13 protein-coding genes are annotated in these 15,109 nt (G+C 46.3%); 6 read left to right on the top strand and 7 right to left on the bottom strand.

All coding sequences use genetic code 11. The annotated features are described in order from the left end of the window. Positions 1–38 precede the first annotated feature (38 nt). The 4 genes from QUA90_RS28570 to nadD all read right to left on the bottom strand — a co-directional run bounded on the left by QUA90_RS28570 (position 39) and on the right by nadD (position 4,082). Positions 39–419 (bottom strand): hypothetical protein, encoded by a 381-nt coding sequence (locus QUA90_RS28570; protein ID WP_333448583.1) that lies wholly within the window; start codon positions 417–419, stop codon positions 39–41. Positions 420–778: 359 nt separating this feature from the next. Further along, complete coding sequence (locus QUA90_RS28565; protein WP_333448582.1) at positions 779–1,732, bottom strand: GDP-mannose 4,6-dehydratase; 954 nt, start codon at positions 1,730–1,732, stop codon at positions 779–781. Between the two features lie 423 nt (positions 1,733–2,155). Continuing rightward, positions 2,156–3,175, bottom strand: a complete 1,020-nt coding sequence (locus QUA90_RS28560) for a type I glyceraldehyde-3-phosphate dehydrogenase (protein ID WP_333045021.1) — start codon at positions 3,173–3,175, stop codon at positions 2,156–2,158. A gap of 190 nt (positions 3,176–3,365) precedes the next feature. Then, positions 3,366–4,082 carry a nicotinate (nicotinamide) nucleotide adenylyltransferase gene (nadD, locus tag QUA90_RS28555; RefSeq protein WP_333448581.1) on the bottom strand — a complete coding sequence of 239 codons (717 nt, stop codon included), beginning with the start codon at positions 4,080–4,082 and terminating at the stop codon, positions 3,366–3,368. 620 nt (positions 4,083–4,702) lie between these two features. Here nadD and murC point away from each other — a divergent pair. From murC to QUA90_RS28535, 4 genes are all read left to right on the top strand, one after another. Next, entirely contained in the window at positions 4,703–6,259 is a 1,557-nt protein-coding gene (gene murC, locus QUA90_RS28550; RefSeq protein ID WP_333389263.1) for a UDP-N-acetylmuramate--L-alanine ligase, read from the top strand. A 150-nt stretch (positions 6,260–6,409) separates the two neighbouring features. Then, entirely contained in the window at positions 6,410–7,366 is a 957-nt protein-coding gene (gene murB, locus QUA90_RS28545; RefSeq protein WP_333057143.1) for a UDP-N-acetylmuramate dehydrogenase, read from the top strand. Between the two features lie 62 nt (positions 7,367–7,428). Continuing rightward, positions 7,429–7,779: a YbaB/EbfC family nucleoid-associated protein gene (locus tag QUA90_RS28540; protein ID WP_006634273.1), complete on the top strand. Its 351-nt coding sequence runs from the start codon at positions 7,429–7,431 to the stop codon at positions 7,777–7,779. A gap of 235 nt (positions 7,780–8,014) precedes the next feature. Then, positions 8,015–8,515 carry a low molecular weight protein-tyrosine-phosphatase gene (locus tag QUA90_RS28535; RefSeq protein WP_333448580.1) on the top strand — a complete coding sequence of 167 codons (501 nt, stop codon included), beginning with the start codon at positions 8,015–8,017 and terminating at the stop codon, positions 8,513–8,515. Between the two features lies 1 nt (position 8,516). Here the strand turns inward: QUA90_RS28535 and QUA90_RS28530 are convergent, their stop codons facing one another. The 3 genes from QUA90_RS28530 to QUA90_RS28520 form a co-directional block, all read right to left on the bottom strand. Then, the gene (locus QUA90_RS28530; protein ID WP_333321572.1) at positions 8,517–9,917 is read right to left on the bottom strand and encodes a hypothetical protein; all 1,401 of its coding nucleotides are present in this window, start codon (positions 9,915–9,917) and stop codon (positions 8,517–8,519) included. A gap of 50 nt (positions 9,918–9,967) precedes the next feature. Continuing rightward, on the bottom strand, positions 9,968–10,702 hold the full coding sequence (locus QUA90_RS28525; RefSeq protein ID WP_333321574.1) for a response regulator transcription factor: 735 nt from the start codon (positions 10,700–10,702) through the stop codon (positions 9,968–9,970). Between the two features lie 63 nt (positions 10,703–10,765). Then, the gene (locus tag QUA90_RS28520; protein WP_333448579.1) at positions 10,766–12,358 is read right to left on the bottom strand and encodes a glucose-6-phosphate isomerase; all 1,593 of its coding nucleotides are present in this window, start codon (positions 12,356–12,358) and stop codon (positions 10,766–10,768) included. A gap of 463 nt (positions 12,359–12,821) precedes the next feature. Between QUA90_RS28520 and dusB the strand changes: the two genes are divergently transcribed. Together dusB and argF are read left to right on the top strand one after the other, a co-directional pair. Continuing rightward, positions 12,822–13,832 carry a tRNA dihydrouridine synthase DusB gene (gene dusB / locus QUA90_RS28515; RefSeq protein WP_242724764.1) on the top strand — a complete coding sequence of 337 codons (1,011 nt, stop codon included), beginning with the start codon at positions 12,822–12,824 and terminating at the stop codon, positions 13,830–13,832. A 99-nt stretch (positions 13,833–13,931) separates the two neighbouring features. After that, on the top strand, positions 13,932–14,852 hold the full coding sequence (gene argF / locus QUA90_RS28510) for an ornithine carbamoyltransferase (protein ID WP_333448578.1): 921 nt from the start codon (positions 13,932–13,934) through the stop codon (positions 14,850–14,852). Positions 14,853–15,109: the final 257 nt, after the last annotated feature.

Genomic DNA, 15,109 nt, shown 5'->3' with positions numbered 1-15,109 from the left:
CCTTTTAAGTGGACATACAAGGGTAAAGTCTTGGCTGTTTAATAGTCTGTGTATTTACGCCGAGCTGTACTAGTTTGAACTGTGAATGAATCTACATACTGAATATCGGGATAGATTTCCTCGTGGCGACCTAGTGGCAAAAAACTAGAAGATAAGCCATTATTACTGGCTACATTGAAAACAACATCCTCATTATCTATGTCAGAGCATAAATATTGTAAAGCAAAATGATTAACTGTATTACTAATTCTATTTTTTAACTCTTCATATATCCTCGGTATAGGTTCAATATACAAAACAATTTCTGGATTAACTCGTTTGTAACTATCAAACTCGCAGCCATTATTAGCACCCACATGGATTATTCCTTGTGGTTGAGGTAGCCCCAGTTTTTCTATTTCAACTATTGGATAACTCATAAAATATGCCTGTGGTAAAAATTATAATTGTCTGTATGATCACCTAATGATGACTGGGAGCCAATTGAAAAACAATAACAAAAATTAAAAACTCCTAACTTTGCCCATACCCAATTTCCTTAATTTTCAAGATGGGATTCCTAAAATTAATTTGGGAGTTTTTCACCCTCGTTAACCTTAATCAGCTTGGAGCGACCCCCTCATTTATTTTGTCATACTCGCGATCGCAACTAATCACACCTTAGTTAGTATAAGCTATCCACTGACCCCGATATTTTTTCAACTCACGGCGATTGGCCTTATACCACTCCTTAGCTGTCGTATATTGTGCCTCCATATTTTCACCTGATAATTTCCCCTCAAATCATCCTCGCCTCCACCATCATCCGCACCACATCCTGCATCTTGTACTCCGCCTCCCATCCCAATTTTTCTTTTGCCTTACCCGGATTTCCCCTCCCAACTGCAATCTCCGTCGGTCTGTAGAGACTCGCATCGGTTACTAAATGTTCCTGCCAATCCAAACCCGCAGCAACAAAAGCTGTCTGCACAAACTCCTCCAAAGGATAACTTACACCCGTGGCAATTACATAATCGTCCGGTTCATCCTGCTGCAACATCAAATACATCGCCTCCACATATTCCGGCGCCCAACCCCAGTCCCGCTGCACGGAAATATTACCCAAATGCAGTTTTTCCGAACTGCCCGCAGCAATTCGGCACACAACAGATACAATTTTTTGGGTGACGAACCTCTCCGGCCGCAGCGGCGACTCGTGATTGAATAGAATACCAGAACACGCAAACAAATTGTACGCTTCCCGATAATTCGCTACTTCCCAAAATGCCGTTGCTTTCGCCACCGCGTAAGGACTTCTGGGGCGAAAAGGGGTATTTTCATCGGCTGCACTGCCTCCAGTATCCCCAAAACATTCGCTAGAACTGGCGTTGTAAAGTTTAATTTTGCCACCTGTAAACCGAATTGCTTCTAACAGATTCAATGTGCCTGTGGCAATGCTTTCGAGGGTTTCTACGGGCTGTTCAAAAGACAGACCGACGGAACTTTGACCTGCTAGATTGTACACCTCATCTGGCTCTATTTTGGCAAGCACTTGCAAGACGCTGCGAAAATCGTTGAGAGACATGGATTCTAGTTTTACTCTGTCTCGAATGCCCAAACGGGCCAGGTTCCCGAAACTAGATATTTGGGCGTCCCTGGAGGTGCCGCAAACTTCATAACCTCGATCGAGCAAAAGTTTAGCTAAATAAGTTCCGTCTTGACCTGATATACCACAAATTAGCGCTTTTCTCATACCACATTTTGCTTCAAAAACTACACCGTAGCTGTGGCTCTTTTTCCAGTTGTTTAACTTTTAGAAGTCGGAATTTTTATTATTTTTAATATTTTGGATTTTCCGATACCTTACCCGAGCCAGTTTAAGCGCTTACTACGAACACACAACAAATTTATCATCCAGGCCCGAAAGCCCGATCGAAGTATTATTGCCAAAAGTTCGATCGATAGCTGGGAGTAGCAGCATACAGATATCGGGTAGGGACACGGCAGTGCCTTGTCCCTACGATATTTCATTTTGTACTCGCCAACTATCGACTGCCAAAAGTCTTCTACCGCTCGAAAACAGAAATAACCAGTCAGCTAGAAATCGACTCAAAAGTACAAAATATCAGGATTTTTTACCTTCGGCCGAATAACTAAAGCCTTCTGCCTTCGGCTACTAGGCTTCCCAACGTTCGGCGACCAATTCAGCCAAGTCAACCACCCGCTGACTGTAGCCCCACTCATTGTCGTACCAAGCCAAAACCTTTACCATGTCGCCATCCATCACCAGCGTTAAGCTGGAATCCAGAATCGAAGAAGCATCACTTCCGCGATAGTCGCATGAAACTAAAGGCAAATCGTTGTACTCCAAAATCCCTTTCATGGAGCCAGAGGCAGCTTCTTGGAACACTTGATTTACTTGCTCGGTAAAAGTCTTTTTCTCTACCTGAGCCACAAAATCGACTACGGACACATTGGGAGTCGGCACGCGCATGGCAATACCATTTAACTTGCCCTTCAATTCTGGAATCACCAAAGCCACAGCTTGGGCTGCTCCGGTAGAAGTCGGCACAATATTCATTGCTGCCGCCCGGGCCCGTCGCAAGTCGCGGTGGCTGGCATCCAGCAAGCGCTGGTCGCCAGTATAGCTGTGAGTAGTGGTCATCATGCCTTTGACGATGCCAAAATTTTCGTGAAGCACTTTCAGTACAGGAGCCAGACAGTTGGTAGTACAGCTAGCATTGCTGATGACTGTGTAGTCACTGTGCTTGTAGTTGTGGTGGTTGACTCCCATCACATAAGTGCCAACTTCAGAACCCTTGCCGGGAGCGGTAATTAGCACTTTTTTAGCGCCGGCAGTGATATGCTTCGATGCACCAGCTTGGTCAACGAAGACACCGGTCGATTCAATAATCAGATCAATACCCCAATCTTTCCAAGGCAAGTTTAGCGGGTTGCGATCGCTCACGCATTTAACTGTCTTGCCGTTGAGAGTAATGGAATTTTCATCCGCACTGATGTCCACATTCTTCAACGTTCCCATCATGGAATCGTATCTGAGCAAGTGAGCATTACTTCTGGGATCGGAAGTGTCATTAATAGCTACCAACTCTAGCTGGCTGTTTTCTCTGCCCAGCCAGCAGCGCGCAAAACTGCGCCCAATACGTCCAAAACCATTGATCGCGACTCTAATCACCTTGTACCTCCTAACGATGGCAGCCCTTAGCTCAGGCTTAAATTTTGGAAAAATTTAAGAATTGACTTATGAGACAAGATCATATCGCAAAGGTCGATCCTTTCTAACTTTTTGTGTCGATCAAAAAAGCTTGAACTTTTCTAGAAGGCTGAAATTGCAAGGCAGAAGGCATTAGGCTTTCTGCCGCTGGTTACTGGTAAAGCTGATGGGCAGCAATATAAGTTTGTACAACTTCCGGGACTAAGTAGCGGAGGTTGATCCTTTCGGCGCAGCAGCGGCGGATGTGGCTCGACGAAATCTCGATCGCAGCCATGGACAGCACCTCCCAGCGAATTTCCACGTCCATAAGAGCCATTTGTTCGGCAACTCGTCGGCCCACAGCATTTGCCTGAACCTGCATCCAGTCTCCCCCGGAATCGATGGGTTTTCCACCCGGACAATCTCCCCACTCTGACAGTTCCCCAATCTCCCCGCTTTCTGCTGTCACTCGATCTCCCTGAGTCGGACGCGGGGCCACCAACCAGTCGCACAACCCGGCAATTTCGCCGCACCGGTACCATTTGGGGAGAGTAAGGAGTGCGTCACTACCAATAATCCAGTACCAGCGATGATCGCCGGGATACAATTTTTGCAAATACAGCAGGGTGTCGATCGCAAAACAACTGCCTCTGGGATTGGCCGACGGCGGCGAAAGTAGGAAGTCGGGGCGATCGCCGATCGCCAGAGCGAGCATTTCCCGGCGCTGCTCAAAACTTGCCAAATCCGGGCGCTCTTTGTGAGGAGGAGAGCGATCGGGTACCCAAATGACTCGATCGAGATTAAATTGACTCGCCGCCGTCTCGGCCACCAACACGTGACCCCAGTGAACCGGATCAAAAGTCCCCCCCAAAATCGCTATTTTCCCCATATTTCCCCAAAATCAGGATTAATACAGACATCGCGCCACTTTTATGTTTATACACTTTTAACCGTAAGCTCTATCGCTTTTCGACTGATTCGACTAACTGCATAACTTGGTATATATACAAATAAGTGAGAATACATATTATCTATAGTTGAGTTGCGATCGTGTCAATCTCTGACTTTCAAGAAAAAATGACCGTACAACTAGATAAATGACTACAAAATGAGCGAAATTTTGTTGTTCGTGGTAGTGTTTGTAAATCCTTATGGGTTTTACCCTCAATCTTGGTAGAAAGGTTGTGGGGCTTTTGCTGCCGTATCCCAGCACAGCAGGCGGATCGAAATAGAAAGAATGCAGGAGTATGCAATCACCCAAAATTAGTCTATTGACCCCGACCCCAGACCCCGTTTTCTGTTACCTGCAATTTTCGAGCTGTGACTGTTCCGGAAAACTACTCGGTACTAAGTCATATAGGATACAAGACAAACATCTCTACAAGTCCCGCAAATCTAGGGACGCGCAGAGAATTTTGTACAAAATCTCTAGCGAACTGTATCCTGAAAAAACAATTCTTGATATGATATCGCGTGTTATTGGCGTGGTGTGGTGTGTGAGGAGCAAAGATGCCGAGTTCTGTTGATTTTAGCGGTAGACCATTTCATTTCATCGGCATTGGTGGGATTGGGATGTCAGCCCTTGCCTACATTCTAGCTAAACGCAAGTTGCCTGTGTACGGCTCCGACATTAAATCGAGTCACATAACCGAGCGCTTGCAAGGAATGGGAGCTCATATTTTTTGGAGTCAAGACGCCAGCAATTTTGAATTATTTCAAACGGCCCTCAACGGTAGCAGTCCCGACTGCGGGCAACAGGAAAGGGCAGTATCCTCGATAGTCGCGGGTACGGTAGGGACTTCTGTCGCGACAGCCAAAGCTCTCCAATTGAACGGCAACGGTTCAAGCGCCCAAGCAATTCCGGGATTGCCTCAAGTAGTATGTTCGACGGCTATTCACCCAGCAAATGCCGAATATCGAGCTGCTTTAGATTTGGGCTGTCCGATTTTTCATCGATCGGATGTGTTGGCAGCGTTAATTCAAGATTACCAAAGCATAGCCGTAGCCGGGACTCATGGCAAAACTACTACTAGCAGCTTAATCGGCTTCATGCTGATGGCGGCGGGTCTAGACCCGACGATCGTAGTAGGAGGCGAGGTAAATGCTTGGGAAGGCAATGCCCGTTTGGGGGAAGGGCCCTACTTAGTGGCCGAGGCTGATGAATCCGACGGTTCTCTCGTTAAGCTGGTAGCCAAAATTGGCATAGTGACGAATGTGGAACTGGATCATCCAGACCATTACGATACCCTTGACCAGGTAATAGACACATTTAAGGTGTTTGCCCAAAACTGTCAAACCTTGGTGGGCTGCATTGACGACCAAATCGTCAAAGACTGCCTTCAGCCTCATGTCAGTTATAGCTTGCAGCCAGACAGCGGTGCTGACTACACGGCTTCGGGCGTGGAGTACGGAGCAGAAAGCACCAAGGCCCGGATTTGGGAGCGAGGAACTTTCCTAGGGGAAATGGAGTTGAAGTTGCTGGGCACACACAATCTCAGCAATGCACTAGCTGCGGTAGCAGTGGGCCGATTGTTGGGGTTAGAGTTTTCGGCCATTGCCAAAGCGATTGCTGGCTTTGAAGGAGCTCGCCGCCGTTTTGAGGTGCGGGGCTTTCACAATGAGATCCTGTTTGTGGACGACTACGCCCACCATCCTAGCGAAATTCGTGTCACATTGGCGGCGGCTCGCTTGCGGATCGAAGGTAGCGAAAAAAATCCCAAATCCCGAAGAGTGGTTGCAATTTTTCAACCCCACCGTTACAGCCGGACTCTTACATTTTTGCCAGAATTTGCTCAATCTTTTGGGGATGCTGATTTGGTTGTGGCTTGCGATATTTATAGTGCTGGGGAACCAAATTTAGGAGAAATTAGCGGGCAGCAAGTTGCTGATTTGATTGCTAAAGAAGGCCGAGATGTTGAGTTTGCGCCTTCCCTAGAGTCAGTCACTAAGTTTTTAACCAAAAATCTGCAACCGGGGGATTTGGCTCTGTTTTTGGGCGCTGGTAATCTGAATCAGATTATTCCAGAGGTTATGGCTTTTTATCAACAAGCCGATCGCCCCGATTAGCTCGCGAACTGAGTAGAGTTGATCGACATTATGGCGTGGCACGTTGTGCCGAAACTTCTGTCGGACGGCTCGCTCAAAGCGGCCACATAAGTTAGCTAAACGAATTTTCAACCACGTCTTCGAGCGAAGGTATTTTTAAGGATTTTCAAGATGGTGACTATCTCGAATGACTCCTCTGTTAAAGACAATCGGCGAGTGTATTCTCCTATTTCTTTGCGGGGAACTGATTGCAAGATTAATTCCCAAGTTTCGCTGGCGGGCCTGACTTCCTTCCGAGTCGGTGGCCCGGCCGAGTGGTACGTTGCTCCCCGCAGTATGGAGGCTTTGCAAGCGAGTTTTGCCTGGGCACACGATGAGGGGGTGCCGGTGACTCTGCTGGGTGCAGGTTCTAATTTGTTGGTGAGCGATCGGGGTTTGTCCGGTTTGGTCGTCGGCACTCGCTACCTGAAACAGGTGAATTTTAATCCAGAAACAGGTCAAGTTACAGCGGGGGCGGGAGAGTCAATTCCCCGCCTCGCTTGGTTGGCGGCTAAACGGGGCTGGAAAGGTCTAGAATGGGCAGTCGGCATACCGGGTACGGTGGGAGGGGCTGTGGTCATGAATGCAGGCGCTCACAGAGGGTGTACTGCTGATATTCTAGTCAATGCCCGCGTCCTATCCCCTGGCGGTAAGGTGGAAATTCTGACTCCCCAAGAGTTGGAGTACCGCTACCGGACTTCGGTGCTGCAAGGGGGCGATCGGCTAGTAACAGAAGCGACTTTCCAGTTACAGCCGGGATTCGATCGATCGCAAGTAATGGCAGAAACTAATGACCATTTCAGCCAGCGGCGGACAACTCAACCTTACCACTTACCGAGCTGTGGCTCAGTCTTCCGTAACCCTGGCCCCAAGACGGCAGGTTGGTTCATCGAACAAGCGGGACTGAAGGGATATCAGATCGGCGGCGCACAAGTGGCTCAGCGCCATGCTAATTTTATTCTTAACTGCGGGTCGGCAACGGCCAATGATATTTTTCAAGTGATCCGCCACGTTCAACAGCAAGTCGAGCAGCGGTGGTCGCTGTTGTTGGAGCCAGAAGTTAGAATACTGGGAGAGTTTCCCTTCTAAGGCATCATTGAAGTAATACGGAAACGGCAGACTGCCAACCCACACACCATCAAAAAGTAGTTATGACAAAATCAGGACAAGGATTTGGCTTCGGCCTGGGAAAAATGAAAGAACTGACTGAAGCTTTCAAAAAAGCTCAGCAGGTTCAAGAAGGAGCTAAAAAGCTCCAAGAAGAGTTGGATGTAATGGAAATTGAGGGAACAGCCGGCGGCGGCTTGGTCAAGGTTTTTCTCAGTGGCAACCAAGAACCCCGCCGCGTGGAAATCTCACCGGATGCCCTCGGTGAAGGTGCTGATGTGGTTTCTGAACTCGTCACGGTGGCGATGCAGGATGCTTACGCTAAGTCTACGATGACGATGCGGGAGAAAATGGAAGAACTCACGGGTGGACTAAATCTCCCCGGTTTCGGTTAGTCATTAGTCATCAGTCAATTGTTGACTGTTGACTGTTGACTGTTAACTGTTGACTGTTGACTGTTGACTGTTGACTGATTAAACTTTCTGGAAAACCCCTATACTAAGGTGCGTCGCTGCTCCATGTTCGATAGAACTTGCAGATTGACTCTGAAAGCGACGCACCCTACAAATTAGCAGTGTTGACTGACTAATAACTAATAACTAATAACTAATAACTAATAACTAATGACTAATGACTAAATTATTATTTGTCTGCCTCGGAAATATCTGCCGATCGCCCTCAGCAGAAAATATAATGAATCACTTAATTGAACAAGCTGGTTTGAGCGATCGTATCACCTGCGATTCTGCCGGAACTGCTAGCTATCACATTGGCAGCCCCCCTGACAGGCGGATGGCATTGGCGGCCAGGAAGCGAGACATTGAATTGTTAGGCGAAGCCCGCCAATTTACCAGGAAAGATTTTGAAAATTTTGATTTGATTCTGGCGATGGATCGGGATAATTATCGCAATATTCTTGCCCTGGATGCGGCTGGAAAGTATAAAGATAAAGTGCGGCTGATGTGCGATTTTTGCCAGAAATACGACCTTAAAGAAGTGCCAGATCCTTACTACGGTGGCCCGGAGGGATTCGATCGAGTAATTGATTTGCTGCACGATGCTTGCGAGGGTTTGTTGGAGTACGTTGTCAGTCAAGAAAAAGTAACAGTTGGCGGTCAGCAATCAATTTAAATTAAAAAAGTGCCTTTTTCCGCCCGAATATTAGCCATGCTGTAGGGGGGACAACGCTAACAAAACTCGTAACTAGGGAGATAAAAGTTGTTCCCGCTCCTCCTCCCAAGATGATACTGGGTGACAAAGAAAAAGTTAAACTTGTCAATACAAAATGGGGAGAATTGATACTCAAAGCCGCAATTGGCAGCAAAATAGATGGATACCAAGGCATTAGCCAAGGTGTAGCAAACAAAAACAAAGTGAGAGTCGTCCATCCAATATCTGATACCAAATTAATTTCCGAATATTTTTTGCGGAATAATGATTTAATTAACGTCCCTGTATAGTAAACAATCCAGCTTAAATACGCAAAATATTTGACTAATAATAGAATACTTTTCCTAGTTTCAACACTTACATTGGGCAAAAAATTCAGAAATAGATTGATGCCATGGTGAAACGATCGAGCGGTTGCCCCGGCGGTTCCCGGATTTAAAAGACTTCTCCAAGCTGAAACTGTTGGCAGAAATGTATAAGTTATCACCGTGATAATTAATAAAGAAAGCAAGACTGATGCTGCTAAATCTTTCCACCGACGCTGCTTGCATAGGAAAGCAAAAACTAAGGGTAGCCAAATTATAGGTAAGGTTTTTACTAAAAAACCTACCCAAATTGCCAAAATTGCCAAAACATAACGTTGGTAATAAATACATCCTATTAAAACGATCAATGTATTGGCAAGAAGAACGTCAAGGTGAGCATTAGCTATTTGCTCGTTCAATAGCATGGGATTGACTAAATATGCCAGTGTTATGAGGTTACGGTTTTCAGAATTTATTAGCAACCGCCAAATTAAGTAGCCATTGAGCGTGTGTACCAACACGCAGATTATTTTAAAAATATAAACTGCTAGTAAAGGGCTAATTGCTCCACCCAGGGCTGATAGGGCAAAAAAGAATAAAGAAACGGGGCCGTAGGTAGAAGTTTGCCCCCAGTGGAGAAAGGGAGATAAGTTAGAAACGAAGCTAGCGGAACTATTCAGATAAGGATTAATTTTTTGTAAGGTCATCGCTCCGTAATGCAAGTACAAATAAATGTCACTGCTTTGGGGATAAGCTATGAGGGCAAGTGCGAGGAAGGGGATTGCATACTTGCAAATGTCTAAAAAGTTGAAATTTGTGTGCTTTTTTTGAATTAACCAGATAATATATGTAACTGTTGCTATCAAGTAGGAACCGTTAATTATAAGTCGGATGGGGCTGAAACCGCTGGTAGGGAAATCGTTATAGTTGTCTCCACCCTGTAAAACGCTGTAATACTTGGTGATTCCCATAGAGGTCATGGCCATACAGAAAATTATGGAAGATGCTAATGCTGCAGCATATAGAATTTTCTGATTTTTTAAGTAATTGTTGACCATGATGTTATTTATTTAGTGTGGTAAGTGCAGGTAACTTTCTTCGTTGGCAGTTATCTGACTAAATGATGTTCCATCGCAAAGCGAACGAGTTCTGCTCGGTTGTTACTGTCAGTTTTTCTGAATAAGCTGCTGACGTGCTTTTCGATAGTTCGAGGGCTGAGGTGAAGTCGGGAGCCTATTTGAATATTAGAAAGACCTTCTGTCAGCAAATCTAGCACTTCTCGTTCTCGCTGGGTCAAAGTCGGGGCGTTTTCGCTTGGAGATGCCCGTGAAGCGGAGCCATCCCGTAGGGAATCGCCTGTGTTTGACTTTTGAGTTAAAAAATCTTCTTCTGGCTTGTCATTGGCTCTGCTGCGTGCCTCTGTTGGCGTCGGTTCTGGTTCCGGGGAACGAGAGGGTGCCTGAGCGATTAGAGCGTAGCGATCGAGCAAAGAGCGAATAACCGCCCCCAACTCCTGGAGTTCAAAAGGCTTAGCCAGATAATTGTCGCACCCCATCTGATAGCCACGAATCCGTTCCTGCGTGCTCGTGCGTTCCGTCAAAAAAATCACCGGCAGCAAGCGGAAAGCGGGACGAGTCCGAACTCGTCGCACGAATTCGTAGCCATCCATCTCGGGCATTGTAATGTCGGTAACAATCAAGTGGGGCTGAAATTCATCTACCAAGCCTAAAGCTTCTTTGCCGTTCTCAGCAGCGATTACAGAGTATCCGGTAAATTCTAGATAATCGGTAATTGACAAGCGAGTCGCGAAATCGTCGTCAGCAACCAGAATCGTTAATGGCATGGGGGAATTAAAAATTAAACATTAAAAGTGAAATTAATCACTTTTAATGTTTAATTCTACTGTTTAATTCTCTTGATAACTTGCAGTTAAAGTAGCCGGTTGTCCTAATTTGCCCTCCAAAGCTACGCCGCGCCCGTTGGCTGCCAAATGCCGCAGAGTTTTGTAAATTGTCTCGATTTGCTCTGGTCTTCCTGCTTTTTTTGCTATTTCTGCTACAGACAGAGGTTTTTGGGTGTCTTTGAGCACTTGTAGTACCCGTTGCTGCAAGTCCAATACAGCAGCGGCTGCTTTTTTGCCTGCTTCAACCCCTGGCTGGTGATAGGCATTGACATTCACCAAGGAACCGTAAAAACCTACGGCTCTTTCGTAGAGGGCGATTAATGCTCCTACTGTCCGAGGGTTGACTTGGGGAATTGTGACAGTAATGGAATCTCGGTGATTTTCGTACAAAGCTTGTCGAGTTCCCTGCAATAAACCCGACAAATAATCTCCGGAAGTGACGCCGGTTTCTACTTCTGGGGAAATGCCTTGTCTGTCTTGCAAAACTTCGATAAATGTTAGGAAGAAATTCGGCACGCCGTCTCGCAGTTGCTGGACGTAGGCGTGTTGATCGGTGGTGCCTTTGTTGCCGTAAACTGCGATACCTTGATGAACTGTGTTGCCGTCTAAATCTTCCTGTTTGCCGATCGATTCCATGACTAATTGCTGCAAGTAGCGGCTGAACAATAGCAGTGAATCTTTATAGGGCAAAACTACCATATCTTTTTCGCCACGTCCGTTGCAAGCAAAATACCAGGACATTGCTAACAAGGCGGCGGGATTATGTTTGATTTCGGTGGTTCTGGTAGCTTCGTCCATGACTTTAGCGCCGTCGAGCATCGCCCGAATGTCGATGCCTTGCAAAGCGGCTGGCAAAAGTCCGACTGCTGACAATTCGGAAGTGCGTCCTCCCACCCAATCTGCCATTGGAAAAGTGGTAATCCAACCTTCGGATTTGGCTAATTTGTCTAGTTGGCTGTCAACTCCGGTGATGGCAATTGCTTGTTTGGCAAAATCCAGTTTTTCGGCGGCGAAGGCTTTTTGAACTTCGATCATACCGTTGCGGGGTTCGGGGGTGCCGCCGGATTTGGAGATAGTAATTACTAGGGTGCTGGCGAGTTTGTCTTTGATTTTGTTAAGGATGCGATCGATCCCAGCCGGATCTGTGTTGTCGATAAAATGTATTGCTAGGGGCGGAATGTCTGGGGATAAAGCTTCGGCGACAAATTGGGGGCCGAGGGCGGAACCGCCGATGCCGATCGAAATTATGTCGGTAAATTGCGGAGCAAAGGGCGGTTTAATATCGCGGTTTTGAACCTTCTTGACAAATGCTTCGACTTGTGATAAGCCTTCGACTATTTCTTGTTTTAATTCTGGAGTGGGAGCTAAATCGGGGTTTCGCAGCCAGTAGTGGCCCACCATGCGGTTTTCGTCGGGATTGGCGATCGCACCTGCTTCCAAAGCTGCCATGTCTTTGAAAGCTTTGTCAAATTTGGGCTTCAGTGCTGCTGCGAAAGCGTCATCGAATCCCATGCGGCTGATATCGAGGTAAAGTCCCAATCCCTCGTGATAGTAAAGCCAGTCTTGATAGCGTTGCCAGAGTGCTGCGGCGTCCATAGGAATTCTCTACAATTTTTTTAATGTTCGATCGGCGTCGTCAGGAATCCACCAATTGTAGTTTAAAACGATCTGATGTACGGCTTTTGCACAATCCCAATAAATTTAATCATTAGTCGTCTGAAGGCAGCCGGTTCTGAAGGCAAGCAGAGCATTCGGCAGAATTAAACAATAAAAATATGACTTGGGCAACACTCTTAGTAGGTAGATCCCCCATTAATGGCCACACCCCATAGATAGAGCGAAGAGGCACAGAGATTTAACTGTGGTCGGCGTTGGCGTTTGAGTTCTGGTTTCACAATATTCAAATTCCGGCGATCGGGATGTGTAAAATAGGCATTGCCGTGAGGTTAAATATACTTTTAGCTGCCACTCAATAATCGGCTAAAAATATAGTTAACAACTGTCAACTATCGGAAGTGTAGTATAATATACAGATATTAGAATTAAAGTGCGATCCACTATGCTTGCTCTATCTCCCGAATTAAAAGAAAGGTTAGCAACTCCGCTCAAAATCGGCGATTTTGAAGTTAAAAGTCGCGTCCTGCAATCGCCCTTATCCGGCGTTACCGATTTGGTATTTCGCCGCCTGGTGCGCCGCTACGCGCCGGATTCGATGATGTACACGGAAATGGTGAACGCTACGGGTTTACACTACGTGAAGCAACTGCCGAGAATTATGGAAGTTGACCCAAACGAGCGTCCGATTAGCATTCAATTGTTTGACTGCCGGCCGGATTTCTTGGCAGAAGCGGCCCAGAAAGCAGTGGCAGAAGGAGCGGATACTGTTGATATTAATATGGGCTGTCCGGTTAACAAAATCACTAAAAACGGCGGCGGTTCTTCCCTACTGCGAGATCCGGAAACGGCCGAGGCAATTGTGCGGGCTGTGGTGGAAGCGGTAGATGTTCCTGTCACGGTGAAAACTAGGATTGGTTGGACTGACAAAGAAATTAATATTTTGGAATTTGCGAAGCGGATGGAAGATGCGGGAGCAAAAATGATTACCGTGCACGGCCGCACTCGATCGCAAGGTTACACCGGCCCGGCAAAATGGGAGTGGATTCGCCGAGTTAAAGAAGTTTTATCGATACCTGTTATTGCTAACGGGGATATTTTTTCAGTGGAAGCAGCGATGCGATGTCTGGAAGAAACCGGCGCCGATGGAGTGATGTGTTCGCGGGGAACTTTGGGCTATCCTTTTTTGGTGGGAGAAGTTGATTATTTCTTGAAAACTGGTGTGGAAAAGATAGCTCCGACACCAATTGAACGCCTCGAATGTGCTAAGGAACATTTGCGGGCTTTGTGGGAATATAAAGGTGAAAGCGGTGTCTGCCAAGCGCGCAAGCACTTAACCTGGTATGCTAAGGGTTTCCCCGGCGCTGGGGAATTGCGGGGCGTGTTGGCTGTGGTAGAAACGGTTGAACAAGGTTGCGATTCGATCGATCGCGCGATCGAGCAATTGCCCGCATAAACCTTACCCGCAGATGTCAATTAGGGATTACAGAAACAAAATTCACCTCTGCGGGCTAAGATTTAAGACACAGTTAAAAATTTGTGTGTGGGGGAAAGCATGGATTCGTTAAAAGGGCGAGATTTATTAAGTCTGGCAGATTTAAGCATAGATGAATTAAATTATTTGCTGGATCTAGCAGCCAGTTTAAAATCGGGAATGGTCAAGCTGAAACGCAATAAAGTTCTCGGCTTGTTATTTTCTAAAGCTTCAACGCGAACGCGGGTAAGTTTTACGGTGGCAATGTATAAATTGGGAGGGCAAGTGATTGACCTCAATCCCAACGTTACACAAGTCAGCCGCGGTGAACCTTTGGTAGATACAGCCAGGGTTTTAGACAGGTATTTAGACATCTTGGCGATTCGGACTTTCGAGCAAAAGGACTTAGCAACTTTTGCCAATTATGCTAAAATTCCTGTGATTAATGCGCTGACAGATGACGAACACCCATGTCAAGTGCTGGCGGATTTAATGACAGTAAAAGAGTGTTTTGGCAAGCTAGAAGGATTGACCCTGACTTATTTGGGCGATGGCAATAATATGGCAAATTCGCTGATGTTGGGCTGTGCAATGACGGGAATGAATGTAAGAATTGCTTGCCCTCAAGATTTCCAGCCAAATGCTGAAATAGTGGAAAAAGCTAAGAATATTGCTAATGGAAAAACAGAAGTTACTGTGACGGCGGACGCAGAAGCTGCGGTGAAGAATGCTCAAGTGATTTATACTGATGTTTGGGCGAGTATGGGACAGGAAGAGGAAGCAAAAATCAGGATTCCTTTGTTTAAGCCATATCAGGTAAATGAACAATTGCTGAAGTTAGCAGATAAGAATGCAATTGTATTGCACTGTTTGCCCGCACACCGAGATGAAGAGATTACGGATGACGTGATTGAGGGCAGTCAATCGCGCGTTTGGGATCAAGCAGAAAATCGGATGCACGCTCAGCAAGCTTTGCTGGCTAGTATTCTGGAAAGCGATTAGGAATAGAGAAGGGAAGAGAAGAATCGCCAGACTGAAGAATAAGAGAAAAGCCATTCTCTCTATCTCTTCTATTCTCTTTCTCTGCGCCCTCTGCGCCCTCTGCGGTCAATAAAAAAAACATAATTCACAAACGAAGACAATTGATACAGCCGTTTTCAATTTGATACCAGAGGGGGCAACATCATTCGTAACAAGTTAAGCTTGGATGGCAGTTGTCAAGGGGATTTGAGAAGATGCTTCAAAGAAAAAGTAGTCAG

Origin of the sequence: Microcoleus sp. D3_18_C4 (assembly GCF_036702355.1) — a bacterium.
Taxonomy (GTDB): Bacteria; Cyanobacteriota; Cyanobacteriia; order Cyanobacteriales; family Microcoleaceae; genus Microcoleus.
Note: the sequence above shows the minus strand (reverse complement) of the source record. Positions and strands in the feature narration are given on the sequence as shown.